Raw genomic sequence first — 25,132 nt, forward strand, 5'->3', positions numbered from 1 at the left:
ACGGGACGGTCGGGACCGACGGAGAGGGCTGGTAGGTAATGGAAGAGCCGCGTCGCCTCGGCGGCCGGTACGAGCTGGGCCAGGTGCTCGGCCGTGGTGGCATGGCGGAGGTCTATCTCGCCCATGACACCCGGCTCGGTCGCACCGTGGCGGTGAAGACGCTGCGGGTGGACCTCGCGCGCGACCCGTCGTTCCAGGCCCGGTTCCGCCGGGAGGCCCAGTCGGCCGCCTCGCTCAACCATCCCGCGATCGTGGCGGTGTACGACACGGGTGAGGACTACGTCGACCAGGTCTCCATCCCGTACATCGTGATGGAGTACGTCGACGGTTCCACGCTCAGAGAGCTGCTGCACTCCGGCCGCAAGCTGCTGCCCGAGCGCGCCATGGAGATGACCGTCGGCATCCTCCAGGCCCTCGAGTACTCGCACCGTGCCGGCATCGTCCACCGTGACATCAAGCCGGCGAACGTCATGCTGACCCGCACCGGCCAGGTGAAGGTCATGGACTTCGGCATCGCCCGCGCGATGGGCGACGCCGGCATGACGATGACGCAGACCGCCGCGGTCATCGGCACGGCGCAGTACCTCTCGCCCGAGCAGGCCAAGGGCGAGCAGGTCGACGCCCGCTCCGACCTGTACTCCACGGGCTGCCTGCTGTACGAGCTCCTGACCGTGCGGCCGCCGTTCGTCGGCGACTCCCCGGTCGCCGTCGCGTACCAGCACGTCCGGGAGGAGGCCCAGGCCCCGTCGGTCTTCGACCCCGAGATCACGCCCGAGATGGACGCGATCGTGCTGAAGGCCCTCACCAAGGACCCGGACTACCGCTACCAGTCGGCCGACGAGATGCGCGCCGACATCGAGGCCTGCCTCGACGGTCAGCCCGTCGCCGCCACGGCCGCCATGGGCGCGGTCGGCTACGGCGGGGGCCACCCCGACGACCAGCAGACCGCCATGCTGCGCCCGCAGAACGGCGCGGGCCAGACGTCGATGCTGCCGCCGACCAACCCGGACGACGGGGGCTTCGGCTACGACGACCGGCCGGACCGGCGCCGCTCGGGCAAGAACCGCACGTCGACGATCCTGCTGATCGCCGCGGGCATCCTCGTGCTCATCGGCGCCATCCTGATCGGCAAGTGGATCTTCAGCGGCGACAGCGCCGGAAGCCAGTCGTTCAAGGCGCCGAACTTCGTCGGGAAGACGGTGAGCGAGGCCAAGCAGATGGCCGAGAACCGTGACCTGACGCTGGACTCCAGCAAGTCGGGCCCCTGCGAGGACTACCCCAAGGGCCAGATCTGCTCGCAGAACCCGAAGTCCGGCACCGAGGTGAACAAGAACGACACGGTCACGGTGTCGGTCTCCACGGGCGCCCCGAAGGTCTCCATCCCCGACGTCAAGGGCCTCTCCTACGACGAGGCGCTCTCGGAGCTGAACGACAAGGGCTTCAAGAACGTCACCAAGACGGTCGAGGAGTCCGACCGGACGCCCGGCACGGTGATCAAGCAGAACCCGTCGAGCGGCAAGGTCGAGAAGGGCACCGAGATCACCCTGACCGTCGCGAAGAAGAAGGCGCTCGTCACCGTTCCGAACGTGGCCGGCGGCAACCTCTCCTGCGACGAGGCCACCCAGCAGCTCAAGGACAGCAAGCTGGAGGCGAGCTGCACCGAGGAGGAGAGCACCGCGGCCGAGCCCGGCAAGGTGTTCGCCCAGAGCCTCCCCGCGGACAGCCAGGCCGAGCCCGGCTCCACGGTCACGCTGAAGGTCGCCAAGGCGGGCGCCCAGACGCCGGTCCCGAACGTGGTCGGCCAGAAGGTGAAGGACGCCAAGAAGATCCTGAACGACGCCGGCTTCAAGAACGTCCAGTTCGCCGACGGCTCCGACCAGGGCGACGACGCCCGGGTCATCTCCCAGGACCCGGCGGCCAACACCCCGTCCGACCCGGAGAACACCACGGTCTCGCTGACCACCATCGGCGGGGGCGGAGGCAACGGGAACGGCGGGAACGACGGCGGCGGCATCTTCGGAGGCGCCCTCGGCGGCTGACGCCGCGCCCGCAGCAGCAAGCACCGCGCCCGCCGTACGGAGTCCGTACGGCGGGCGCGGTGCTGTGGTGTCGACCGACGGAAGCGGCTAGCGCAGTTCCTTCGGCGGCGTGCGGTCGGCGTCCACCTTGTCGACGCGCTCCAGCTCGCCCCACACCACGTACCGGTACGTGGACGTGTAGACGGGCGTGCAGGTCGTCAGGGTGATGTACTTCCCGGGCTTCTTCTTGCCGGACTCCTCGGGGACCTTGTCGAGGACGTCGACGTTGTACTTCGAGGTCTCCGGGAGGATGTCGTAGACCTTGTAGACGTACCAGTCGTCCTTGGTCTCGAAGACGATCGGGTCGCCCTTCTCGATCTTGTCGATGTTGTGGAACTTGGCGCCGTGCCCGTCCCGGTGCGCGGCCAGCGAGAAGTTGCCGTTCTTGCCGCTCGTCGGCAGCGTCGCCTTCACGGGGTCCGTGTAGTACCCGGCGACACCGTCGTTGAGGATCTTGGTGTCGGTGCCCTTCTCGACCAGGACGTCGCCCTTGCTCATCGCGGGGACGTGCAGGAAGCCGATGCCGTTCTTGGTGTCCAGGGCGCCGGGGCCGCCGTTGCCCTTCCACTGGTCGCGGACCTTGTCGCCCTGCCGGCCCGCCGCACGATCCGCGACGACGTTGGTCCACCACAGTGAATAGGCGACGAAGAGGCCGAGGATCACGCCCGCGGTGATGAGCAGTTCGCCGAAGACGCTGACGGCCGTCGCGATCGGGCCGCGCCGGGGCGAGGGCGGGCGTGGGGAGCCCTTCGCGTCGGACTCTTCCCCATGGTCGGTCGTCGCTGCCACTGCGTCATGCCCCGTCTCTGTACGCCGTACTGCCCGATGCCCGGTGTCCGGTAGTCCCCGGTTATTCGACGAGCGCGTCCGGCTTGCCCTTGCTCCGCGGACGCTCCTCGACCATCTTGCCCCAGACGATCATTCGATACGTACTGGTGAATTCCGGAGTGCACGTCGTCAGAGTGATGTACCGGCCCGGCTTGGTGAACCCGGAGCCCGCCGGGATCGGGTTCAGGACCGCGGTGTTCGACGGCGGCGTCTGCGGCAGGATGCTCGCCATCTTGTACACGTAGTACGTGTCCTGCGTCTCGACGACGATCGGGTCGCCCGGCTGCAGACGGTTGATGAACCGGAACGGCTCGCCGTGGGTGTTGCGGTGCCCCGCGACCGCGAAGTTCCCCTGCTTCGCGCTCGGCATCGCCGTCGGAATGCTGTCCTTGTCGTAGTGCCCGACCATGCCCTTGTCGAGGACCTGCGGCTTGCTGATGCCCTCCGCGATCGGCACGACGACGTCCAGCTTCGGGATGTAGAGGATCGCGAAGCCCTGCCCCGGCTCGAACGCGCCGGGCTTGCGCTTGCCGTTGGCCCAGTCGTCCTCGAGGCTGTGCCGGGCGCTGCCCGCGATGTCGTGTGCCCTTATGTTCGACCACCACAGCTGGTAGGTGACGAACAGCAGCATCAGCACGCCGATGCTGATGAAGATCTCGCCGACCGCGCGGCTCGCGATCACCCCGGCGCCCGGCTTGGCCGCGCGCGCGGCGGCCCGCGCCTCGACCCGGGTCAGCGGCTTTCCGTCCGCCTCGGTCGCGCCGTCGGTGTCCGCCGCTGCCGCAGAGTGCCGGCCGCCGCGTGCTCCGCCTTTCTTGGCGGCCTTCCTGCGGGCGGCCCGGCCGCCGACGGCAGGCGGGGTCTCGACTATTCGCCGGGTGTCGGCGGTGCGCAGGGCGACGGTCTCGTCGTCGAGCACGGGGCCGGGCTCCGGCTGCTCGTACGCGGGCTCGGGGGCGGGTTCCTGCACGGAGTCCCGTACAGGTTCTTGTACGGGTTCTCGTACGGGCGCGGGGGCCGGCGTGGGCGTGGGCGTCGGGGCCGTGTGCTGCTGGGCCGCCTGAAGCGGGTCCGTCTGCCGCTGTGCGTTCCCGTACCAGTCCTGGGCGTAGCCCTCCGGGTCGTACCACTCGGGCTCCGGCTCGACGCGGGGCTCCGGTACGGGGGCCGCCTGCTGCTGCTCCTGCGCCCCCGACGGCCGGAACCACGGCGACGGGTGCTGCCCCGGCAACGGGTCGTTCAGCGGGTCGTCGAGGCGGCGCACGGCATCCTCGAACCCGCCGGAACCGCCGTCATGCTCGGGGCGCAGTGCGGTCACGCCGAGGCCCTGCCCACGACCGGCGCGAGCCCGCCCGATCTGGCGACCGCGCCCGCGTCCCCGCACTCCACGAGCCAGTTCGCGAGCATCAGGTGGCCGTGCTCGGTGAGCACCGACTCGGGGTGGAACTGCACGCCCTCGACGGGCAGTTCGCGGTGGCGCATGCCCATGATGATGCCGTCCTCGGTGCGCGCCGTGACCTCGAGGTCCTCCGGTACGGTGCCGGGCTCGGCGGCCAGCGAGTGGTAGCGGGTCGCGGTGAACGGGTCGGGCAGGCCCGCGAAGACGCCCTTGCCCTCGTGGCGCACGAGCGAGGTCTTGCCGTGCAGCAGCTCGGGGGCGCGGTCCACGACGCCGCCGTACGCCACCTGCATCGACTGCATGCCGAGGCAGACGCCGAAGACCGGCACCCCGGTCGCCGCGCAGTGCCGCACCATCTCGATGCAGACACCGGCCTGTTCGGGGGCGCCCGGTCCCGGGCTGAGCAGCACGCCGTCGAAACCGTCCTGGGCGTGCGCGGTGGTCACCTCGTCGTTGCGCACGACCTCGCACTCGGCGCCCAGCTGGTACAGGTACTGGACGAGGTTGAAGACGAAGCTGTCGTAGTTGTCGACGACGAGGATGCGGGTCTTGCTCGTGCTCACTGGCCGTTCACCGTCACATCGTTGAAGGGCAGCAGCGGCTCGGCCCACGGGAAGACGTACTGGAAGAGGACGTACACGACCGCCAGGACGAGCAGGACCGAAATGCCTGCCCTCACCCAGGTGTTCCCCGGCAGATGCCGCCAGATCCAGCCGTACATGCCGGGCTCCCCTTCCACCGTTCTGCGATTACGGCACCAGACTAACGGCGCAGCGCTTCCGGTTTGCCTGCCTCCACAGGCTGAGTGGCATCAAGATGCGCCCAGACGATCAGGCGGTGGCTGTGGCCCCACTCCGGCTCACAGGTCGTCAGCGTCAGATAGCGCCCGGGCTCCTGGTAACCGGACTTCCGCGGCACCGGATCGATCACCCCGACATCACTGGGCAGCGTCTTGTACGGCTTGGTGTCGATGACGTACGTGAACCAGGTGGTGCCGTCGGTGAGCACGACCGGGTCACCCGGCCTGAGCTTGGGGAAGTCCTTGAACGGGTCGCCGTAGGTGCGCCGGTGGCCCGCGACCGCGAAGTTCCCCTTCTGCCCGAGCTGGGCCGTGCCGGCGTAGTGCCCGAGGCCCTTCTTGAGGGTGTCGACCTTCGTGTTCTCCAGCACGGGCTTGTTCCACGTGAAACCGAGCCGGGGGATGTACATCACACCGAAGGGCTTGCCGTCCGCGTACGGGCGTGGCTTGGGCGGCGCCGTGCTGGCCTGCCCCTGCCCGTCGGGGGTCGCGCTCGCCACCGGCCGCTTGGCCCACTGGTCCTGGAGCTGGTCGATCTGCCCGCCCATCGCGCTGTCGGCCTTCACACCGGTCCAGAACAGCACGTACGCCACGAAGAGGACGATCAAGGCGCCGACGGTGATGCACAGTTCGCTGAATGTCCTGATGGCGACACGTACCGACACAGGCCCCCCAGACGGCGGCTACTCCATGGCTAGCTCACGGGCTTCGCGTAGTGGAGATCCACTGTGCCCGAGTAACCGGGAAGAGTCACCGCCCCGTCGTCCTCGACTTTCCAGCCGAGCCCGTAGGCGTTGACGTACAGCATGTAGTTCTGGATCTCGGGCGAGGCCGCGACCGCCTGCTTCAACTTCTCCGGGTCACCGACCGCCGTGATCTTGTACGGGGGCGAGTAGACGCGGCCCTGGAGGATCAGGGTGTTGCCGACGCAGCGGACGGCCGACGTGGAGATCAGGCGCTGGTCCATGACCTTGATGCCCTTGGCGCCGCCGTGCCAGAGGGCGTTCACCACGGCCTGGAGGTCCTGCTGGTGGATGACCAGGTCGTTGGGCTGGGGGTCGGGGTAGCCGGGGAGCTTGGGGGCGGCGTTCGGCGGGGCGTCGTCGAGTGTGACGGAGATCGCCTCGCCCTTGAGCTTCTTCGTGCCGGAGGCCTTCTCCAGGGCGGTCAGCTTCTCGTCGTCGGCCTGGGTGGAGCCGTTGTCCCGCTCGGCGAGGCGCTCCACATCACCGCGGACCCCGCTGTTGACCGCTTCCAGGTCCTTGTTCTTGCGGCTGCGCTCCTGAATGAGGTCGGAGAGCTTCAGCAGGGACCCGTCCGTCCGGATATTGGTGCCCTTGGCCGTATTGAAACTGGTGAAGAAGATGAGGCCGGCGAGGGCGAAAACGCCAACGGTGAGCAGCCGCACGGGCCGCAGGCGCCCACGGGCGGAACTCTTGGCAGGGTCGGCGGAATTGCTCAACGTACCCTTATCTCCTTCGACGCCACGGAAGCACTACGCTAACGGACGCCCGGCGGAGCACTGGGAATCCCCACAACTTCCCCTTGTACGCTGCTCCGGAGCCAGCCCACGTACTCTGCGCGGCCACGCAGCGCATCGACAGGAGAGACCCTCGTGCCGAAGTCACGTATCCGCAAGAAGGCCGACTACACGCCGCCGCCGGCCTCCAAGCAGGCGACCAACGTCAAGCTGACCAACCGCGGCTGGGTCGCGCCGGTGATGCTGGCGCTTTTCCTCATCGGACTCGTCTGGATCGTCGTCTTCTACGTGGCGGACGGCACGCTGCCCATCAAGGCGCTCGGCAACTGGAACATCGTCGTGGGCTTCGGCTTCATCGCCGGTGGATTCGGCGTCTCCACGCAGTGGAAGTAGCGTCTCCGGCCCTGTGGGGATAGCTCTGCCCTGAGCTATCCCCTGAGTTATCCACAGACTTTCGGCGGCTTTCCACAGCCGTGGAAAAGGTCGCATGATCTGTGGATAACCCACTGAGTGTTGACGCCGGTGTGACCGGCTCGGTCCCACTCGACCACCTGTTCGCCCCTTGTCTCTGCTGGTCAAACCCAGGTTGACGACAGGGGGCACAGCTGTTCCCCACGGGATGCACAAGATCCACCACTCGCTGTGGACAACTTCGGTCGACATCCGTGGAGAACCGGGCTCAGGTGAGCTGAGCGGTCCTGACGACGACGGTGATCAACACGGCGAGCAGCACCAAGCCACAGGTCCCGTACTGCACGAGCGCGCGCCGCTCCCGCGGGGCGTGCACCATCGCGTAGCCGACGACCAGTCCACCGACGAGACCGCCGATGTGGGCCTGCCAGGCGATGTTGAAGGCCGGGTTGAACGTGAAGATCAGGTTGATCACGAGCAGCGCGATGACCGGCCGCAGATCGTAGTTGAGCCGCCGCATCAGGACCGCGGTCGCACCGAACAGTCCGAAGATCGCGCCGGAGGCGCCGAGCGACGGCTGGTTCTGCGCGGCGAGCAGGTAGGTCAGCGCGCTGCCGGCCAGCCCGGACACGAAGTAGAGCGCGAGGTAACGGGCGCGGCCGAGCGCCGCCTCCAGCGGTCCGCCGATCCACCACAGGCTGAGCATGTTGAAGGCGATATGGACGTACGAGCCGTGCAGGAACATCGCGGTGAGCAGCCGGTACCACTGCCCCTCCGCCACGCCCTCGAGCCCGCCGAGGTCGGGCACCCAGGCGAGGCCCAGCATCTCGAACCGCTCGTCGAACTGCCTGCCGACCACCTGCTGCACCACGAAGAAGGCCAGGCAGAGCCCGATCAACACCTTGGTGACCAGGCGCGGGTCGGACGTGATCGTGCCGCCCGCCATGGTCCGCGGCTGGTTCGCGTCCGGCGCGTGGCCGGTCCCCGAACCGCTGCGCACGCACTCCGGGCACTGGAATCCGACGGACGCGCTGACCATGCACTCCGGGCAGATCGGCCGCTCGCAGCGGGTGCAGCTGATGCCGGTCGGGCGGTCCGGGTGCCGGTAGCAGCCGGGCAGGCCCTGGGCGTCCTGCGGGTTCTGCGGACTGCCGGGCGCCTGGTCCATGGCGGTCGTCCCCTCGGGTCTCGGTTCGGGCGGTCGGATGTGTACGTGGGCGTCGCGCGACCGCGCAACGCACCGCCCCGCTCCCCGTGCCTACGAACAGGCGACGGACGAGCGGGGCGAAAAGGTTCCCTGCGGTACTACCGGGTCTCTACGGAGACGGTCTCGATGACGACGTCGTTGACCGGGCGGTCGGTGCGCGGATTGGTCTGCGTCCCCGCGATCGCGTCGACGACCTTCTGGCTCGCCTCGTCGACGACCTCGCCGAAGATGGTGTGCTTGCGGGTCAGCCAGGCGGTCGGCGAGACGGTGATGAAGAACTGCGAGCCGTTCGTGCCCGGCCCCGCGTTCGCCATCGCCAGCAGGTACGGCTTGGTGAAGGCCAGGTCGGGGTGGAACTCGTCCTCGAACTGGTAGCCGGGGCCGCCCGTGCCGTTGCCCAGCGGGTCGCCGCCCTGGATCATGAAGCCGCCGATGACGCGGTGGAAGATCGTGCCGTCGTAGAGGGGCGCCGTGGACTTCTCCCCGGTCTCCGGGTTGGTCCACTCACGCTCGCCCTTGGCGAGCTCCACGAAGTTCTTGACCGTCTTGGGCGTGTGGTTCGGCAGCAGCCGCACCTCGATGTTCCCCAGGTTGGTCTTGAGAGTGGCGTACAGCTGCTCGGCCACGATCTGCCTTCCGTTGAGTTCTGTGCACCACAGATCCTCGCACGGCGCGACCCCGGTGACCCCGGCCGGACTTGTCAGGGTTGTGCGGGGGTTTCAGCGGCAGAAAACCGGTCTACTCGGAGTCGAAGAGGCGCGCCCCGCCGCGATCCGTGGCATTGTCGTCGCCAAGTCCCTTTATCAAGCCGTACCAAGCCTTACCACCGCAATGACGCTCCCGGCAGGCATGATCCGCAAAAGGGTGGAAAGGTGAAAAACCTGTACGCCACCGAGGAGGAGGATCCCGTGACCCGCATCGACAGCGTGCGTGCCGCGACCGGCTCGGCGAAGGACAGCGTGCTGCATGCCGCGGAAGTGGTGGCGCCCTACGCCGAGTCGGCCAGGGACCGCGCCACGACGTACGCGCAGGAGGCGCGCGTCGCGCTCGGACCCAAGGTTTCGCAGGCCGCACACCAGGCGCGCGCCCAGTACGACGCGCACCTCGCACCGCGCCTCGAGCAGGCGCGGACGCATGTCCCCCCGAAGCTCGACCAGGCCGCGCACGACGCGGCGACCCGCACCCGCGAGGCCGCCCGGCAGGCCGCGGCGTACTCGAAGCCGCGCATCGAGCAGGCCGTCGCGGCCTCCGAGCCGGTCCGCAGGGAAGCGGCCGCCCGCGGCAGCGCCGCCTACTCAGGACTGCGTGGCGACGTCACGCCGAAGGAGATCCGCAAGCTGGTGCGCAAGCACGAGCGCCGGGCCCGCACCGGCCGCGTCGCCAAGCGCCTCGTCGTGCTCGGCGTCATCGCGGGCGGCGCCTTCGCCGCCTGGAAGTGGTGGGACAAGCAGGCGAACCCGGACTGGCTCGTGGAGCCGCCGGCCGCCACCGAGGTCCCCGACAGCGCGCCGCTGACCTCCGTCGACGGCAGCGGCCAGGACATTCTCGACCCCGAGGTCCAGGCGAAGCAGGCCGAGGCGGACACCTCCGTGGAGGACGAGCGCTGACACTCCGCCGGGCGCCGACGCCCGTACGGGCACCGATACGGCAAAAGCCCCTCCGGCCAGGAAGAACCTGGCCGGAGGGGCTTTCCGCTGTGGAGCCTAGGGGAGTCGAACCCCTGACATCTGCCATGCAAAGACAGCGCTCTACCAACTGAGCTAAGGCCCCGAGAACGATGCGTCCCACCGGAAGATTCCTGCTCCGGTGCGGCACCGGGGACCAGAGTACCGGGTCCTGCCCTGAATCCTGCAAAAAGATTGGGGGTCCCGGCGGGCGACCACGCTCCGTAAGATGCCCCACGTGCTTCGCGGCAGCGAAGGACCGTACTTGGGGAAGCGATGGGGAGACGCAATGGACGCCGCACAGCAGGAAGCCACCGCAAGAGCCCGGGAGCTCCAGCGGAACTGGTACGGGGAGCCGCTGGGGGCGCTCTTCCGTCGGCTGATCGAGGACCTGGGGCTCAACCAGGCCCGTCTGGCGGGGGTCCTCGGGCTCTCCGCCCCCATGCTGTCGCAGCTGATGAGCGGCCAGCGGGCGAAGATCGGCAACCCGGCCGTCGTCCAGCGCGTCCAGCTCCTCCAGTCGCTCGCAGGACAGGTCGCCGACGGGAGCGTGAGCGCCGCCGAGGCCACCGAGCGGATGGACGAGATCAAGAAGTCGCAGGGCGGCTCCGTGCTCACCAACACCAACCAGTCGTCGAACAGTTCGGGAGCGCCGACGGTGAAGCGCGTCGTGCGTGAGATCCAGTCGCTGCTGCGCTCGGTCTCGGCCGCGAGCGACATCATCGAGGCGGCGGACTCGCTCGCCCCCACCCATCCCGAACTGGCAGAGTTCCTCCGGGTGTACGGGGCGGGGCGCACCTCCGACGCGGTCGCCCACTACCAGTCGCACCAGAACTGACCCAGGCCGGGCGCGCCACCGCGTCCGGCTCCGGAAGGGGAGCGACGCACGACCATGGGTGAGGTCTTCGCCGGCCGGTACGAACTGGCCGACCCGATCGGCCGCGGGGGAGTGGGCGCCGTCTGGCGCGCCTGGGACCACCGGCGCCGCCGCTATGTGGCGGCGAAGGTGCTTCAGCAGTCCGACGCCCACACCCTGCTGCGCTTCGTGCGGGAGCAGGCGCTGCGCATCGACCATCCGCACGTCCTGGCCCCGGCGAGCTGGGCCGCGGACGACGACAAGGTCCTGTTCACCATGGATCTGGTCGCGGGCGGCTCGCTGGTCCACCTCGTCGCCGACTACGGGCCGCTGCCCCCGCAGTTCGTCTGCCTGCTGCTCGACCAGCTGCTCGCCGGGCTCGCCGCCGTGCACGACGAGGGCGTGGTGCACCGCGACATCAAGCCCGCCAACCTGCTCCTGGAGGCCACCGGCACCGGCCTGCCGCATCTGCGCGTGTCCGACTTCGGCATCTCGATGCGCAAGGGCGAGCCGCGGCTGACCGAGGCCGACTACGTCGTGGGCACGCCGGGGTACTTCGCGCCCGAGCAGGAGATGGGCGACGAACCCGACTTCCCCGCCGACCTGTTCGCCGCCGGGCTCGTCGGGCTCTATCTCCTCGAGGGCGCACGGCCCGACGCCAGGGCGCTGGTCGAACGCTTCGAGGAGCACGGCACCCCGCGGGCGCCGCAGGGCGTGCCCGGGCCGCTCTGGAGCGTCCTCGCGGGCCTTCTCCAGCCCGACCCCGAGGACCGGTTCCGCACCGCCACCGGCGCGCGCAAGGCGCTCCTCGCCGCCTCCGAACTCCTCCCGGAGCCCGGGCCCGACGACGAGCTGATCGAGGTGTTCGACCAACTCGGCCCGCTCCCGCCGGGGTTCGGACCCGGTGGCCCCGCCGTACGCGGTCGCCGCGCCCGCCCCCTGGACGGCGCGGGCACGCCCGTGCACGAGGCGCGGACGGTCGGGCGGGAGACCGAGGCCCCGGTGCCCGCGCCCGCTCTGGGCGTCGGCACGCCCGCGCGGCCCGCTTCCCCACCACCGGCGAACACTCCACCACCGGCCAACACCCCGCTTCCGCCCCAGCCGTTGGCACCACCCGCCCCAGCCGTGCCTCCGGCTCCCCTCGCCCCTCCGGCGCCCGAAGTGCCTCCGCCACCACCGGTCGCCCCGCCCCAGCCGGAACCGACGCCCACGCCTGCGCCCGAACCGGCCCGCGCGCCCGAGCCGTCCCACGCCTCCGAACCGGTCCACGCCCCCGAGCCGACCTACGCCCCCACGCCCGAACCGCCCCCGAGCCCGGCCGCCCCCGAGCCCTCGCCCCTCGCTCCACATCCCGCCGCCCCCTCCCCGCTCAGCCCTCCCCAGGCCCATCACTCTCTGTACGCATCCGATGACCGGGAAGTTCCCCAGCGGCGCCCGGAGCGGCCCGGACCACCCGTGAGGGTGACGGTCCCGGTGCTGCTCCTGGCCGTGGTCTGTTTCGCGGTGGGCATCTGGGCCCTGACCCAGGCCTGATCCGGCGCCCCGTCCGACGGTCTCAGCCCGTCAACCCCGCGCCCGCCGGAACCTCCGCACCGCCACCACCCGCCACAACCCCAGCCACAGCAGCAGCGCGCTCCCGGTCCCGATCCCGGCGACCCCCACCACCGTCATCGGCCCGTCCCCCGCCGACGTATCGCCCGAAGCCGCCGCGGCCGGCGCACCAGAGGAACGATCGGACTCCAACTCGGCGCCCGACCCGGCCTCCGACCGCGTACCCGAATCCGACCCGGTACCCGCCGCCGACGCCCACTCCGCGCCGCCCTCGCCCCGCTCCGCCGCCGCCAGGTCGTCGGACGTCACCTGGAACTCCCCCGGATCCCGCACGTAGTCGGGCGCCCGCTCCGCCTCCCCGTCGACAGCGACGCGTACCGTCACGTCGAAGCCCGTACCGTCCGTCCCACCGGCCTCCAGCGCGGGGTTCAGCGTCACCCGCAGCCAGTACCAGCCGGCGAGGCCCGTCGCCGCGTCGTCGTCGCCCGCCGACAGCCGGTTCCCGTACGAGACGGGCGGTAGCGGGTCGAACGCGGCCGACGTGGACTTCCCCGCGTACGTGGCGCCCTTCTGTGCCACCGGCGCCCGCGCGGGGTTGTAGAGCTCCATGTCGAGCGCCCCCGCCACCGTTCCGCGCCGACCGGCGTCGTCGGAGCCGGCCAACTCCGCGTCGAGCGAAAGCCGTTGCCCCCAGTCGACCGGAACCCGGTAGTAGTGGCTCTGCCCCGGCGCGAACCGGTCCTTCCAGACACCGGACGTCAGCGCCCGCGCGTCGTTGAACCCCGTTCCCCCGCTGCGCCGTTCCCCTGCCCCCGACGGCAGCGCCACGGGCTCCGACGGCCAGGACCGCGCCCCCTCGCTCGGCGTCGCGGACACCAGGCCCGGCTCGGTGGCCACCCGCAGTTCGAGCCCCCACGCCCGCGCGCTCGACCCGGCGGCCGCGGCGCGCTCCACGACCACGTAGTACGTCCCCGCCGACTGGCACCGCAGCCCACCGGCCCGTACGGCACGCTGGACGGTCGTCGCGAGCGGCCGCGGATACGCGCCCGAGCGGAAGGTCGCGCGCTCCGTGTCGCACGTGTTCCCCTGCCCGTCGCGCAGCGACACCGTGATGCCGTCCGACGCCGCGGCCTTCACGCCCGGGCCGAGCGGCGGCACGGCGACGACCGAGGCGTACGCCGTCGCGGCGCCGTCCAGTTCGACGCGGTAGTACGCGGTGGTGCCGTCCCCGGCCGCGAGCGAACTCCGGTACGTCTCACCGGTCTTGAGCTGCCCGGCCGACGCGCCGCCCGCCGCCCCCGCAACCGTCCGCGCACCCTCGGCGAAGACGTACGGATCGCCGCTGTCCGCCGCCGCTGCCGCCCCCGGCAGTGCCAGCACGAGGGTCGCGCACAGCCCGGCCCCCGCGGCGCTCCTACCGCGCCGCCCCTGCCTCAGCCGCCTCAGGAGTCTCCCCATGGACGGCCATCCTGCCGTCCTCCACAGCCCCCGTACAGCACGGAGCCCCGACCGCTACAGCGATCGGGGCTCCGTGAAGAGACTGTTGTCGATACTCACGAACCCGTGGGCACGGAGTCAGTCGCCTCCGTCCACAGATCCTGCTCGGCGCGATCCGCCTGGATCTGGCGGTACACGAGGAGCCCGCCGATGGCGGCCAGTGCGACCAGGAGAAGCTTCTTCACCGCGCGACCTCGTCTTTCGTTGACGTAGGGGACCTCTGGCGCCCGACTATACACACCGATCGATACCGATCGGTGACCTGCATCCCCTGCGTCCATACGAGTGGTGTTCATCTGAATATCGACGACGCGCGAGCGTCGGTCCCGCACTCGCGTCGCCCCATCCACATCATGAGGAAAGTACGCAAATCGCCCAACCTGAAAGTGAGGGGCCATGACCAAGCAGAAGGTCATGACGCTGTGGACCGTCATCATCTCCACGTTCATCGCGCTGTTCTCGGCGCTCGGACTCTCCTCCCCGGCCACCGCGGCCACTCCGGCGCAGCAGACGGAGAAGGCGCAGAAGACGCAGACCGCCGCCGAGGAGGCGACCGTCCCGGCTCCCGCCGCGGCCCGCCCCTACTGGTCGTTCAAGCGGTCCCTGCCACCGACGATGAAGCAGCGCATCAGCGCCGAGGCCCACGGCTCCTCCCCGAGCGTCCGCCACCGCCCGCCGGCCGACACGGAACAGCGCAACGCCGACAGCCACCTGGCCACGGAAGCCCTCACCTCGCAGCTGTAGGCCCCACCGAGCAGCAGACGTAGCGAAACACCAGCCGTAACAGCAGGACCAGTAAGACCAGTAAGACGAGCAAGACCAGCCGGACGAGTCGACACAGCAGGACGAGTCGTCACAGCGGTTGAGGCAGTAGCAGCAGTACGGACGGAACAACCGGGCGTACGACAACGCCCGGACGCGGCAGGGCCGCACAGTGGCACACAACTGAAGAGCAGGACTGTCGAACGAGGCCCCAGCCATCCCCTACGGCTGCGCGGGCCCATCGGCATGTCCGCCCACGGCCCCGCACCCCGAACAGCAGAAGACCCCCAAGCGTTTCCGCTTGAGGGTCCTCATCATGTGGGGCTAACAGGATTTGAACCTGTGGCCTCATCCTTATCAGGGATGCGCTCTAACCAACTGAGCTATAGCCCCGCCGCGCTCTGCGGTGTGTGTCCCGCGCGCTGACTCCTGAAGATTAGCGCACTGGGGGGCCAGTCCCAAAATCGATAGTCCCGGCCCGCCCACCAGCGGGTCTCTCAGGCCTTACGGAGCCCGGAAAACGGTCACTCGTCCTCGGCGAGCGTGAGCTCGACGCCGCCCACGAAACCGGCGGAGAGGTTGTAGATGAACGCGCCGAGCGTCGCCAGGGCCGTGGCCAGGACGACGTCGATGACGGCGATGACCGTCGTGAACATCAGGACGCGCGGCAGCGACAGGAACGACTGGAGGTCGAAGCCGTTGGACTCGTTCGAGCCCGTGGCCTCGGAGATCGTCCCGCCGACCGTGGAGAAGACCCCCATGGCGTCCATGACCATCCACAGCACGGCGGCCGCGACGATCGTGCAGATGCCCAGGGCGATGGAGAGCAGGAAGCTGACCTTCATCACCGACCACGGGTCCGCCTTGGCGACCCGCAGGCGGGCCTTGCGCGTACGCGGGGTGGTGCGCGCCCCGGTGCGCGGCCTGCGGACCGCGTCAGGGGCGTTCTGGTACGCCTGCGGCGGGTGGTACGGCTGAGCCGGCTGCTGCGGCCGCTCGCCCGGCAGGGCGCCGCTGCCGCCGCCCGCGTACTGCTGGGTCTGCGGACCTCGGGTGTCCGTCACAGTTCCCCCCTGGGATCCATGAGACTCGTTCGAGTCGGTCGAGTCGGTCGAGCCTTCGACGTCCTTGACGTCATGAGCGGAGCCACGGCCGCTCTCGGTTTCCGTACCGGTCGATGTCCCGGTAGAGCCTGCGCCCGTGGCTCCGCTCACGATGACTCACTCCTCGCGCTACTCGGCCGAGGACTGTCCGCCCTCGTCCGTTCCGACAGCCGTCTCGTCGGCGGTCGATTCGTCGTTCTCGGTGGCGTCCGCGTCCTGCGGGACGTCGCCGTCGACTTCCTCCGCCTCACGACCGGCCTCGGCATTACGTGCGATGCCGACGACGGCATCGCGCTTGCCCAGGTTGATCAGTTGGACGCCCATGGTGTCACGGCCCGTCTCCCTGACCTCGTTGACTCGCGTACGAATCACACCGCCGGACAGCGTGATGGCGAGGATCTCGTCCGTCTCCTCGACCACCAGGGCGCCGACGAGCTCGCCGCGGTCCTCCACGATCCTGGCGGCCTTGATTCCGAGGCCGCCGCGACCCTGGACGCGGTAGTCGTCGACGTCGGTCCGCTTCGCGTACCCACCATCGGTGGCGGTGAAGACGAACGTACCGGCACGGACGACATTCATCGAGAGCAGTTCGTCGCCCTCGCGGAAGCTCATGCCCTTCACACCGGACGTGGCACGCCCCATGGGACGCAGCGCGTCGTCCGTGGCGGTGAACCGGATCGACTGCGCCTTCTTACTGATGAGCAGCAGATCGTCCTCCGCGGAGACCAGCTCGGCGCCGATCAGCTCGTCGTCGGAACCGTCCGCGGCCTCGCGCAGGTTGATGGCGATGACGCCACCGGAACGCGGCGAGTCGTAGTCCTTCAGAGGCGTCTTCTTGACGAGGCCCGCCTTGGTGGCGAGCACCAGGTAGGGCGCCGCCTCGTAGTCGCGGATCGCGAGGATCTCGGCGATCGACTCGTCCGGCTGGAAGGCGAGCAGGTTCGCGACGTGCTGGCCGCGCGCGTCACGCCCGGCGTCCGGGAGTTCGTACGCCTTCGCGCGGTAGACGCGTCCCTTGTTGGTGAAGAAGAGCAGCCAGTGGTGCGTCGTCGACACGAAGAAGTGGTCGACGATGTCGTCTTCCTTGAGCTTCGTGCCGCGCACGCCCTTGCCGCCGCGCTTCTGCGAGCGGTAGTCGTCCGTCTTGGTGCGCTTGACGTAACCACCACGCGTGATGGTGACGACGATGTCCTCTTCAGCGATGAGGTCCTCGATGGACATGTCGCCCTCGAAGGGGACCAGCTTGGTGCGGCGGTCGTCGCCGAACTTGTCGACGATCTGCTGCAGTTCCGCGCTGACGATCTCGCGCTGACGCTGCGGCGAGGCCAGGATCGCGTTGTACTCGTTGATCTTCGCCTGGAGCTCGTCGTGCTCCTGCATGATCTTCTGGCGCTCCAGGGCGGCCAGTCGGCGCAGCTGCATCTCGAGGATGGCGTTCGCCTGGATCTCGTCGATCTCCAGAAGGCCCATGAGGCCCTCTCGAGCGACGTCCACGGTGTCGCTGCGCCGGATGAGGGCGATGACCTCGTCGATGGCGTCCAGGGCCTTCAGGAGGCCGCGCAGGATGTGTGCGCGCTCCTCGGCCTTGCGCAGCCGGAAGCGCGTCCGGCGGACGATGACCTCGATCTGGTGCGCCACCCAGTGACGGATGAACGCGTCCAGGGACAGCGTGCGCGGCACGCCGTCGACCAGCGCCAGCATGTTGGCGCCGAAGTTCGTCTGGAGGTCGGTGTGCTTGTACAGGTTGTTCAGGACGACCTTGGCGACCGCGTCCCGCTTGAGGACGATCACCAGGCGCTGGCCCGTACGGGACGACGTCTCGTCGCGGACGTCCGCGATGCCGCCGACCTTGCCGTCCTTCACGAGGTCGGCGATCTTCTGCGCGAGGTTGTCCGGGTTGACCTGGTAGGGCAGCTCGGTGACGACCAGGCACTGGCGGTTCTGGATCTCCTCGACCGCGACGACCGCGCGCATCGTGATGGAGCCGCGGCCGGTGCGGTACGCCTCCTCGATGCCCTTGCGGCCCACCACGAGGGCGCCGGTCGGGAAGTCGGGGCCCTTGATGCGCTCGATGAGCGCGTCCAGGAGCTCCTCGTGCGAGGCGTCGGGGTTCTCCAGGCACCACTGGGCGCCGGCGGCGACCTCGCGCAGGTTGTGCGGCGGGATGTTGGTCGCCATGCCGACCGCGATGCCCGCCGAGCCGTTGATCAGCAGGTTCGGGAAGCGGGCCGGCAGGACGGTCGGCTCCTGGGAGCGGCCGTCGTAGTTGTCCGTGAAGTCGACGGTCTCCTCGTCGATGTCGCGGACCATCTCCATGGACAGCGGCGCCATCTTGCACTCGGTGTACCGCATGGCGGCCGCGGGGTCGTTGCCCGGAGAGCCGAAGTTTCCGTTGGAGTCCACCAGCGGCATGCGCATCGACCACGGCTGGGCGAGGCGCACCAGGGCGTCGTAGATCGAGGAGTCGCCGTGGGGGTGGTAGTTGCCCATGACGTCGCCGACGACGCGGGCGCACTTGTAGAAGCCCTTCTCGGGCCGGTAGCCGCCGTCGTACATGGCGTACAGGACGCGGCGGTGGACGGGCTTGAGGCCGTCGCGTACGTCGGGCAGCGCGCGGGACACGATGACGGACATCGCGTAGTCCAGGTAGGAGCGCTGCATCTCCGTCTCGAGCCCGACGGGCTCGATGCGCATCGCGATGGCGCTGCCGTCCGCGTTCTCCTCGGGCGGCGGCGTGGGGGTGTTCTCGTCGGCCATTGCTGGTCAAGATCCTTTCTGCGCGGTCAGCTGAGACCGACTCAGATGTCGAGGAAGCGGACGTCCTTGGCGTTGCGCTGGATGAACGAGCGACGGGCCTCGACGTCCTCGCCCATGAGGACCGAGAACAGGTCGTCGGCCTGGGCGGCGTCGTCCAGGGTGACCTGGCCGAGCACGCGGTGCTCCTGGTCCATGGTCGTGACGCGCAGCTCCTCGGCGTTCATCTCACCGAGACCCTTGAAGCGCTGCACCGAGTCCTCGCGGATGCGCTTGCCCGCCTGCTTGCCCATCTCGATCAGGGCGTCGCGCTCGCGGTCCGAGTACGCGTACTCGAAGTCGTCGCGGCCCCACTTGATCTTGTAGAGCGGCGGACGCGACAGGAACACGTGTCCGGCCTCGACCAGCGGGCGCATGAAGCGGAACAGGAAGGTCAGCAGCAGGGTGTTGATGTGCTGGCCATCGACGTCGGCGTCCGCCATCAGGATGATCTTGTGATAGCGGAGCTTCTCGATGTCGAAGTCCTCGTGGACTCCGGTGCCGAAGGCCGAGATCAGCGCCTGGATCTCCTGGTTGTGCAGGATCTTGTCGACGCGCGCCTTCTCGACGTTCAGGATCTTGCCTCGGATCGGCAGGATCGCCTGGTACATCGGGTCACGGCCGGACTTGGCCGAGCCGCCGGCGGAGTCACCCTCGACGATGAAGATCTCGCACTTGGTGGGGTCGTTCGACTGGCAGTCGGAGAGCTTGCCCGGCAGCGAAGCGGTCTCCAGGAGGCCCTTGCGACGGGTCAGGTCGCGGGCCTTGCGGGCCGCCACGCGCGCGGTGGCCGCCTGGATGGCCTTGCGGATGATGTCCGTGGCCTCGTTCGGGTTCCGGTCGAGCCAGTCGTTGAGGTGCTCGTAGACGACCTTCTGGACGAAGGTCTTCGCCTCGGTGTTGCCCAGCTTGGTCTTCGTCTGGCCCTCGAACTGCGGCTCGCTCAGCTTGATCGAGATGATCGCGGTCAGACCCTCGCGGATGTCGTCACCCGTGAGGTTGTCGTCCTTCTCGCGGAGCAGCTTCTTCTCGCGCGCGTACTTGTTGATGAGCGAGGTCATCGCCGCGCGGAAGCCCTCTTCGTGGGTGCCACCCTCGTGCGTGTGGATCACGTTCGCGAAGGAGTAGACGCCCTCGCTGTAGCTCGAGTTCCACTGCATCGCGACCTCGACGGACAGGAGCTTGTCCTTGTCCTCGGCCTCGATGTCGATCACGGAGGGGTGGACGACCTCGCCCTTGCGGGAGTTGAGGTACTTCACGAAGTCGACGATGCCGCCTTCGTAGTGGTACGAGACCGAGCGCGGCTCGAAGGCGGTGTCGTCGCCCGCCTCGTTCGTGTCCGCGCCGGCCGTGGCCTTGGCCGACTCACGCTCGTCCGTGAGGTTGATCTTGAGGCCCTTGTTGAGGAAGGCCATCTCCTGGAAGCGCCGCGAGAGCGTCTCGAAGGAGTACTCGGTGGTCTCGAAGATGTCGCCGTCGGCCCAGAACGTGACCGAGGTGCCGGTCTCGTCGGTGGCCTCGTGCTTGGCCAGCGGGGCCGTCGGAACGCCCGCCTTGTACTCCTGCGTCCAGCGGTATCCCTCGGTCTTGATCTCGACCGAGACCTTCGTGGACAGCGCGTTGACGACGGAGACGCCCACGCCGTGCAGACCACCGGAGACGGCGTAGCCGCCGCCTCCGAACTTGCCGCCCGCGTGCAGGACGGTCAGCACGACCTCGACGGCGGGCTTGCCCTCGGACGGGATGATGCCCACGGGGATGCCACGGCCGTTGTCGACGACGCGGACGCCGCCGTCCGGCAGGATCGTGACGTCGATCGTGTCCGCGTGACCGGCGAGGGCCTCGTCGACGGAGTTGTCGACGACCTCCTGCACCATGTGGTGAAGGCCACGCTCACCGGTCGAGCCGATGTACATGCCGGGTCGCTTGCGGACCGCGTCCAGCCCTTCGAGGACGGTGATCGCACTGGCGTCGTACGAGGCCTCTGTGGCCTCGACGTGCTCTTCGGCGTCGGTGGACGGGATGTTCTCGTTGGGGTTGCCGGAATCGGCCACGAAGCGCCCTTTCTGGCACAGCACAAGCCAAGCTCCCGGTTGGTGGCCGGAGCGGCTGCGGCGTGTTTGTTCGGTAAGCCCTGATCAGCGTTGCTCGGTGCGTCCCACAAGTGGGGCGGGATTGTCTCCCAGTGTACCGGTAGCTCGGACATAGATGGGGGTTTGGCGGTGCCTGAGTCCTCATGTGCCGCCCTCAACCGGGATCGGCCGACTCCCCCTATGCGGAGCGGGGCTCCAAGAGGCTCACAGCGGCACTCAGCGCTTCGGGGTGTGAACCACCAGCTACGGCGGCTGACGGCCTCACCCGTAGGTGTCGCCGTGGCCCGTGCTTCCGGGGGCGCGCAGGGGGCCGTAGCGGCGCGGGCCACCACCGGGATTCTTGATGTCGATGCGCCGCACGGTGCCGTGCCCGAGGTCCTCGTTCAGGCGTCTGACCAGCTGCGGAGCCAGCATCCGGACCTGCGTCGCCCAGGCCGTCGAGTCGCACTGCACGACCAGGACGCGCTCGTCCTCGTCGTACTTCTGCGGCACACAGTGCTTGGCGAGGTCCTCGCCGACGATCTGCGGCCAGCGCCCCATGACGCCGCCCACCGCGGCCGGCGTCTCCCAGCCGCGCTCGGTGATCAGCCGGTTGATGGCCGAGCCGAGGCCCATCGGGTCCCGCCCGTCCGAGCGCGCTCCGGACCGCAGTCCGCCGCCGCGCCGCGCCTGCTTCTTCTGCTGGGCCGAGTCACCACGCGCGCGTGCGGCCTCTTTCGCCGCGCGGAGGGCGACGCGGGCGAGGTCGACACCTGAAGGTTCGGGACCGCCTTTTGGTTCCCCCGGGCCCTTCGCACCTTCGGGGGATTCTCCGGCGCTCACAGCCGCTCCACGGTTCCGTCCGACACCGCGTAGCGGGTACCGGCCAGCACATCCGGTACGTCGTCGTCGACAGCGGCCGTGACGAGGACCTGCTCGCCCGGTGCCACGAGCTCCGCAAGGCGCTCCCTGCGCCGCGCGTCCAGCTCGGCGAACACGTCGTCGAGGACGAGCACCGGCTCGTTCCCCTCGGCGCGCAGCAGGTCGTACGAGGCGAGGCGCAGCGCCAGCGCGTACGACCAGGACTCGCCGTGGGACGCGTACCCCTTGGCGGGCAGCTGGCCGAGCTTGAGGACCAGGTCGTCGCGGTGCGGGCCGACCAGCGTGACGCCCCGCTCGATCTCCTGCTTGCGCGCCCCTTCGAGCGCCGCGAGCAACTGCTCGTACAGCTCCTCGCGCGCGTGCCCGACGACCTCGGGGGACGAGGGCTTGTACTCCAGGGCGATCGGGCCGCCGCCGGGCGCCAGCTGCTCGTACGCCTTGTCGGCCAGTGGCTGCAGCGCGGCGATCAGGTCGAGCCGCTGCGCGAGCAGCTCCGCGCCCGCGCGCGCGATGTGCTGGTCCCACACATCGAGCGTCGACAGGTCCATGGCGCGCCCGCCGTGCCGCCGCGCGAGCGCCGCGGACTTCAGGAGCGTGTTGCGCTGCTTGAGGACGCGGTCGTAGTCGGAGCGCACGCCCGCCATCCGCGGCGAACGCGCGGTCACCAGGTCGTCGAGGAAGCGCCGACGCTCCCCGGGGTCGCCCTTGACCAGGGCGAGGTCCTCGGGCGCGAACAGCACGGTCCGTACGATGCCCAGCACGTCACGCGGTCTGACCTGCGAGGACCTGTTGATGCGGGCGCGATTGGCCTTGCCGGGGTTCAGCTCGAGCTCGACGAGCTGCTGGCGCTCGCCCTGCCGCACCTGCGCCCTGATCACGGCACGCTCGGCGCCCATCCGCACCAGCGGGGCGTCCGAGGAGACGCGGTGGCTGCCGAGCGTGGCCAGGTATCCGACGGCCTCGACGAGGTTCGTCTTGCCCTGGCCGTTCGGGCCCACGAACGCGGTGACGCCCGAGTCGAGTGCGACCTCGGCCCGGGCGTACGAGCGGAAGTCGGCCAGCGACAGGTGCGTGACGTGCATGGTCGTGGGCCGACCTCCCCCAGAGTTCTGAACAGCGGTTTTCTACAGGTGTTTCTACAGGTGTGGATTACTTCTTCTCGACGGCGTGGCCGCCGAACTGGTTGCGCAGAGCGGCGATCATCTTCATCTGCGGGGAGTCCTCCTGGCGGGAGGAGAAGCGGGCGAAGAGCGAGGCCGTGATCGCGGGCAGCGGCACCGCGTTGTCGATGGCCGCCTCGACGGTCCAGCGGCCCTCGCCGGAGTCCGCCGCGTAACCGCGCAGCTTGTCGAGGTGCTGGTCCTCGTCGAGCGCGTTGACGGCGAGGTCGAGCAGCCAGGAGCGGATGACCGTGCCCTCCTGCCAGGAGCGGAAGACCTCGCGGACGTTGTCCACGGAGTCGACCTTCTCCAGGAGCTCCCAGCCCTCGGCGTAGGCCTGCATCATGGCGTACTCGATGCCGTTGTGGACCATCTTCGCGAAGTGGCCCGCGCCCACCTTGCCGGCGTGCACGGAACCGAAGTCGCCCTCGGGCTTGAGGGCGTCGAAGACCGGCTGGACCTTCGCCACGTCGTCGGCGGAGCCGCCGTACATCAGCGCATAGCCGTTCTCGAGGCCCCAGACGCCGCCGGAGACACCGCAGTCGACGAAGCCGATGCCCTTGGCCGCCAGCTCCTCGGCGTGCTTCTCGTCGTCCGTCCAGCGCGAATTGCCGCCATCGACGACGACGTCGCCCTCGGAGAGCAGTTCCCCGAGTTCGTCGATCGTGGACTGGGTCGCGGCGCCGGCCGGAACCATCACCCACACCACGCGCGGGCCCTTGAGCTTGCCCACAAGCTCCTCGAGGCTGTGGACGTCCGCGAGGTCCGGGTTGCGGTCGTAGCCGTAGACGGTGTGGCCCGCGCGGCGGATGCGCTCGCGCATGTTGCCGCCCATCTTGCCGAGGCCGACGAGACCGAGCTCCATCAGTGGTTCCTTACGTTGCGACGAGGCATGAGGTGGTGCGAGGGCGGCACGGGAGCACGCGCGCGTGGCGTCCCGTACCTGGCTCCGAGCCTAAACCCGGACGGTCCCGCACACCTGTGGGCATAGCCGCTCGGGCGAACCCGAGCGGCTATGCCTCAGGGACCTCAGCCGGACAGCCGCACCGGCATGATCAGGTACTTGTACGCGTCGTCCGCCTCGGCATCCAGGGCCGGCTTGCCGGAGAGCAGCGCCGGCTTGGTGGACGTCGTGAACGACAGCTGAGCGACCGGGGAGTCGATGGCGCTCAGGCCGTCGAGCAGGAAGGTCGGGTTGAAGGCGATCGAGATGTCGTCGCCCTCCAGCTGCGCGTCGACGCGCTCCACAGCCTGTGCGTCGTCGCTGGAACCGGCCTCCAGGATGAGCACGCCCTGCTCGAAGCTGAGCCGCACCGGGGTGTTCCGCTCGGCGACGAGGGCCACACGCTTGACGGCCTCCACGAAGGGGGCGGTCTCGATGACGGCCACGGAGTTGAACTCCGTCGGGAACAGCGTGCGGTACTTCGGCAGGTCGCCTTCCAGGAGGCGGGTGGTGGTGCGGCGGCCCGCGCCCTCGAAGCCGATGAGGCCCTCGCCCGCGCCGGAGCCGGCGAGCGCCAGCGTGACCGTGTCGCCGCTCGTGAGCGCCTTGGCGGTGTCCAGGAGCGTCTTGGCGGGCACCAGGGCGACCGCGGAGGCCTCCGGGTCCTCCGGCTTCCACAGGAACTCGCGGACCGCGAAGCGGTAGCGGTCGGTGGACGCCAGCGTCACCGTGTCGCCCTCGATCTCGATGCGCACACCGGTGAGGACGGGCAGCGTGTCGTCGCGGCCGGCCGCGATGGCGACCTGGGAGGCGGCGGCGGCGAAGACCTCACCCGGGACGGTGCCCGTGGCGGTCGGCATCTGCGGCAGCGCCGGGTACTCCTCCACAGGAAGGGTGTGGAGTGTGAATCGCGAGGAGCCGCAGACCACGGTCGCTCGTACACCGTCTGTGGAGATCTCCACCGGACGGTTGGGCAGAGCGCGGCAGATGTCGGCGAGCAGGCGGCCGGAGACGAGCACCGTGCCCTCCTCGTCGACCTCCGCGTCCACCGATACGCGTGCCGAGACCTCGTAGTCGAAGCTCGACAGGCTGAGTGCGCCCTCCTCGGCCTTCAGCAGAAGGCCCGCGAGGACGGGCGCAGGCGGTCGTGCCGGAAGGCTGCGCGCCGCCCAGGCCACCGCCTCCGCGAGTACGTCGCGTTCCACCCGGATCTTCACTTAAGCCGCCTCCTGCTGTTGCTGGCTGCTCTCGCCCTGCTTGGTCTTCGGTCTGCCGTCTGCATCGGCAGACGTGGTGTCGCTCGGCCCACAGATGGGGAGAACACCGGGGAACAGTCTGACGCACGGCACTGACAGTCGTTGCCCGCCTCGGTCAAGTCGCGCAGAACCGAGGCCGAGGGTCCGAGACCGAGTTGTGCACAGCACCCTCTTCGAAACGAATTCCCAGCTCTAACTAGTTGGGGGTAGTAGTAGGGGCTGTGGAAAGCGTGGATAACCGCTTAAGCGCAGGTCAGAGGCGGTTTTTTGTCCACTGCGGCTGTGGGCCGAGGCGGTGGACAACCGGCGCTCACTGTGGACGGCCGAAAGTTCTGCACACCCGATGCACAGGCTGGGCCGACTTCTCCCCAGCGCCGTCCCCAGCTTTACC

General features: G+C 69.4%; 23 protein-coding genes and 2 tRNA genes. 6 read left to right on the forward strand and 19 right to left on the reverse strand.

The window, feature by feature from the left end:
* Nucleotides 1–38: 38 nt before the first annotated feature.
* On the forward strand, nucleotides 39–2,039 hold the full coding sequence (gene pknB, locus ACTWJ8_RS19940; RefSeq protein WP_443259922.1) for a Stk1 family PASTA domain-containing Ser/Thr kinase: 2,001 nt from the start codon (nucleotides 39–41) through the stop codon (nucleotides 2,037–2,039).
* An 87-nt stretch (nucleotides 2,040–2,126) separates the two neighbouring features.
* Here pknB and ACTWJ8_RS19945 read toward each other — a convergent pair whose 3' ends face one another.
* The 6 genes from ACTWJ8_RS19945 to ACTWJ8_RS19970 all read right to left on the reverse strand — a co-directional run bounded on the left by ACTWJ8_RS19945 (nucleotide 2,127) and on the right by ACTWJ8_RS19970 (nucleotide 6,566).
* Nucleotides 2,127–2,867, reverse strand: a complete 741-nt coding sequence (locus tag ACTWJ8_RS19945) for a class E sortase (RefSeq protein ID WP_356386631.1) — start codon at nucleotides 2,865–2,867, stop codon at nucleotides 2,127–2,129.
* A gap of 61 nt (nucleotides 2,868–2,928) precedes the next feature.
* A complete protein-coding gene (locus tag ACTWJ8_RS19950) occupies nucleotides 2,929–4,224 on the reverse strand; it encodes a class E sortase (RefSeq protein ID WP_443259923.1) in 1,296 nt (431 codons plus the stop codon).
* Entirely contained in the window at nucleotides 4,221–4,868 is a 648-nt protein-coding gene (locus tag ACTWJ8_RS19955) for an aminodeoxychorismate/anthranilate synthase component II (RefSeq protein ID WP_443259924.1), read from the reverse strand. The genes ACTWJ8_RS19950 and ACTWJ8_RS19955 overlap by 4 nt, the downstream gene beginning before the upstream one ends.
* A complete protein-coding gene (locus ACTWJ8_RS19960; protein WP_306322671.1) occupies nucleotides 4,865–5,026 on the reverse strand; it encodes a hypothetical protein in 162 nt (53 codons plus the stop codon). The genes ACTWJ8_RS19955 and ACTWJ8_RS19960 overlap by 4 nt, the downstream gene beginning before the upstream one ends.
* Nucleotides 5,027–5,067: 41 nt before the next feature.
* The gene (locus tag ACTWJ8_RS19965; protein WP_356386623.1) at nucleotides 5,068–5,769 is read right to left on the reverse strand and encodes a class E sortase; all 702 of its coding nucleotides are present in this window, start codon (nucleotides 5,767–5,769) and stop codon (nucleotides 5,068–5,070) included.
* A gap of 29 nt (nucleotides 5,770–5,798) precedes the next feature.
* A complete protein-coding gene (locus ACTWJ8_RS19970; protein ID WP_356386620.1) occupies nucleotides 5,799–6,566 on the reverse strand; it encodes a DUF881 domain-containing protein in 768 nt (255 codons plus the stop codon).
* Nucleotides 6,567–6,719: 153 nt separating this feature from the next.
* Between ACTWJ8_RS19970 and crgA the strand changes: the two genes are divergently transcribed.
* Nucleotides 6,720–6,977, forward strand: coding sequence for a cell division protein CrgA (gene crgA, locus ACTWJ8_RS19975; RefSeq protein WP_356386617.1), 258 nt, complete (start codon nucleotides 6,720–6,722; stop codon nucleotides 6,975–6,977).
* Nucleotides 6,978–7,263: 286 nt separating this feature from the next.
* Here crgA and ACTWJ8_RS19980 read toward each other — a convergent pair whose 3' ends face one another.
* Complete coding sequence (locus tag ACTWJ8_RS19980) at nucleotides 7,264–8,163, reverse strand: rhomboid family intramembrane serine protease (RefSeq protein ID WP_443259925.1); 900 nt, start codon at nucleotides 8,161–8,163, stop codon at nucleotides 7,264–7,266.
* 137 nt (nucleotides 8,164–8,300) lie between these two features.
* Complete coding sequence (locus ACTWJ8_RS19985; protein WP_356386611.1) at nucleotides 8,301–8,828, reverse strand: peptidylprolyl isomerase; 528 nt, start codon at nucleotides 8,826–8,828, stop codon at nucleotides 8,301–8,303.
* 282 nt (nucleotides 8,829–9,110) lie between these two features.
* Here ACTWJ8_RS19985 and ACTWJ8_RS19990 point away from each other — a divergent pair, with 282 nt between their 5' ends.
* Complete coding sequence (locus ACTWJ8_RS19990; RefSeq protein ID WP_356386608.1) at nucleotides 9,111–9,809, forward strand: DUF5324 family protein; 699 nt, start codon at nucleotides 9,111–9,113, stop codon at nucleotides 9,807–9,809.
* Between the two features lie 90 nt (nucleotides 9,810–9,899).
* Here ACTWJ8_RS19990 and ACTWJ8_RS19995 read toward each other — a convergent pair.
* Nucleotides 9,900–9,972 (reverse strand) — tRNA-Ala (locus ACTWJ8_RS19995).
* A gap of 183 nt (nucleotides 9,973–10,155) precedes the next feature.
* On the opposite strand from ACTWJ8_RS19995, the gene ACTWJ8_RS20000 reads away from it, so the two are divergent.
* Entirely contained in the window at nucleotides 10,156–10,704 is a 549-nt protein-coding gene (locus tag ACTWJ8_RS20000) for a helix-turn-helix domain-containing protein (protein WP_356386605.1), read from the forward strand.
* 54 nt (nucleotides 10,705–10,758) lie between these two features.
* Nucleotides 10,759–12,255: a serine/threonine-protein kinase gene (locus ACTWJ8_RS20005; RefSeq protein WP_443259926.1), complete on the forward strand. Its 1,497-nt coding sequence runs from the start codon at nucleotides 10,759–10,761 to the stop codon at nucleotides 12,253–12,255.
* A 30-nt stretch (nucleotides 12,256–12,285) separates the two neighbouring features.
* On the opposite strand, the gene ACTWJ8_RS20010 is transcribed toward ACTWJ8_RS20005, so the two are convergent.
* Nucleotides 12,286–13,731, reverse strand: coding sequence for a hypothetical protein (locus ACTWJ8_RS20010; protein WP_443259927.1), 1,446 nt, complete (start codon nucleotides 13,729–13,731; stop codon nucleotides 12,286–12,288).
* A gap of 95 nt (nucleotides 13,732–13,826) precedes the next feature.
* On the reverse strand, nucleotides 13,827–13,955 hold the full coding sequence (locus ACTWJ8_RS20015) for a DLW-39 family protein (protein ID WP_003999697.1): 129 nt from the start codon (nucleotides 13,953–13,955) through the stop codon (nucleotides 13,827–13,829).
* Between the two features lie 211 nt (nucleotides 13,956–14,166).
* Here ACTWJ8_RS20015 and ACTWJ8_RS20020 point away from each other — a divergent pair, with 211 nt between their 5' ends.
* Complete coding sequence (locus tag ACTWJ8_RS20020; RefSeq protein ID WP_443259928.1) at nucleotides 14,167–14,514, forward strand: DUF6344 domain-containing protein; 348 nt, start codon at nucleotides 14,167–14,169, stop codon at nucleotides 14,512–14,514.
* 337 nt (nucleotides 14,515–14,851) lie between these two features.
* Here ACTWJ8_RS20020 and ACTWJ8_RS20025 read toward each other — a convergent pair.
* The 8 genes from ACTWJ8_RS20025 to dnaN all read right to left on the reverse strand — a co-directional run bounded on the left by ACTWJ8_RS20025 (nucleotide 14,852) and on the right by dnaN (nucleotide 24,702).
* Nucleotides 14,852–14,925, reverse strand: a tRNA-Ile gene (locus ACTWJ8_RS20025).
* Nucleotides 14,926–15,056: 131 nt separating this feature from the next.
* Complete coding sequence (locus tag ACTWJ8_RS20030) at nucleotides 15,057–15,746, reverse strand: DUF3566 domain-containing protein (RefSeq protein WP_356386592.1); 690 nt, start codon at nucleotides 15,744–15,746, stop codon at nucleotides 15,057–15,059.
* An 18-nt stretch (nucleotides 15,747–15,764) separates the two neighbouring features.
* Nucleotides 15,765–18,392, reverse strand: a complete 2,628-nt coding sequence (gyrA, locus tag ACTWJ8_RS20035; protein ID WP_356386589.1) for a DNA gyrase subunit A — start codon at nucleotides 18,390–18,392, stop codon at nucleotides 15,765–15,767.
* Nucleotides 18,393–18,433: 41 nt separating this feature from the next.
* Nucleotides 18,434–20,482, reverse strand: coding sequence for a DNA topoisomerase (ATP-hydrolyzing) subunit B (gene gyrB, locus ACTWJ8_RS20040; protein WP_356386587.1), 2,049 nt, complete (start codon nucleotides 20,480–20,482; stop codon nucleotides 18,434–18,436).
* Nucleotides 20,483–20,782: 300 nt separating this feature from the next.
* Complete coding sequence (locus ACTWJ8_RS20045; protein ID WP_443259929.1) at nucleotides 20,783–21,343, reverse strand: DUF721 domain-containing protein; 561 nt, start codon at nucleotides 21,341–21,343, stop codon at nucleotides 20,783–20,785.
* Nucleotides 21,340–22,464 (reverse strand): DNA replication/repair protein RecF, encoded by a 1,125-nt coding sequence (gene recF, locus ACTWJ8_RS20050; protein WP_443259930.1) that lies wholly within the window; start codon nucleotides 22,462–22,464, stop codon nucleotides 21,340–21,342. Before recF ends, ACTWJ8_RS20045 begins: the two co-directional genes overlap by 4 nt.
* Before the next feature lie 67 nt (nucleotides 22,465–22,531).
* On the reverse strand, nucleotides 22,532–23,407 hold the full coding sequence (gene gnd / locus ACTWJ8_RS20055) for a phosphogluconate dehydrogenase (NAD(+)-dependent, decarboxylating) (RefSeq protein WP_356386579.1): 876 nt from the start codon (nucleotides 23,405–23,407) through the stop codon (nucleotides 22,532–22,534).
* Nucleotides 23,408–23,571: 164 nt separating this feature from the next.
* Nucleotides 23,572–24,702, reverse strand: coding sequence for a DNA polymerase III subunit beta (gene dnaN, locus ACTWJ8_RS20060; protein ID WP_356386576.1), 1,131 nt, complete (start codon nucleotides 24,700–24,702; stop codon nucleotides 23,572–23,574).
* Nucleotides 24,703–25,132 lie beyond the last annotated feature (430 nt).

Origin of the sequence: Streptomyces sp. SDT5-1, assembly GCF_052245995.1 — a bacterium.
Classification (GTDB): domain Bacteria; phylum Actinomycetota; class Actinomycetes; order Streptomycetales; family Streptomycetaceae; genus Streptomyces.

Excerpts from the sequence above, each read along its gene's own strand:
- ACTWJ8_RS20000 (WP_356386605.1), top strand. The coding sequence starts at position 10,156 with ATGGACGCCGCACAGCAGGAAGCCACCGCAAGAGCCCGGGAGCTCCAG.
- ACTWJ8_RS19960 (WP_306322671.1), bottom strand. The coding sequence starts at position 5,026 with ATGTACGGCTGGATCTGGCGGCATCTGCCGGGGAACACCTGGGTGAGG.
- gnd (WP_356386579.1), bottom strand. The coding sequence starts at position 23,407 with ATGGAGCTCGGTCTCGTCGGCCTCGGCAAGATGGGCGGCAACATGCGC.
- gyrA (WP_356386589.1), bottom strand. The coding sequence starts at position 18,392 with ATGGCCGACGAGAACACCCCCACGCCGCCGCCCGAGGAGAACGCGGAC.
- ACTWJ8_RS20020 (WP_443259928.1), top strand. The coding sequence starts at position 14,167 with ATGACCAAGCAGAAGGTCATGACGCTGTGGACCGTCATCATCTCCACG.
- recF (WP_443259930.1), bottom strand. The coding sequence starts at position 22,464 with ATGCACGTCACGCACCTGTCGCTGGCCGACTTCCGCTCGTACGCCCGG.
- pknB (WP_443259922.1), top strand. The coding sequence starts at position 39 with ATGGAAGAGCCGCGTCGCCTCGGCGGCCGGTACGAGCTGGGCCAGGTG.
- ACTWJ8_RS19980 (WP_443259925.1), bottom strand. The coding sequence starts at position 8,163 with ATGGACCAGGCGCCCGGCAGTCCGCAGAACCCGCAGGACGCCCAGGGC.
- ACTWJ8_RS20005 (WP_443259926.1), top strand. The coding sequence starts at position 10,759 with ATGGGTGAGGTCTTCGCCGGCCGGTACGAACTGGCCGACCCGATCGGC.
- ACTWJ8_RS20010 (WP_443259927.1), bottom strand. The coding sequence starts at position 13,731 with ATGGGGAGACTCCTGAGGCGGCTGAGGCAGGGGCGGCGCGGTAGGAGC.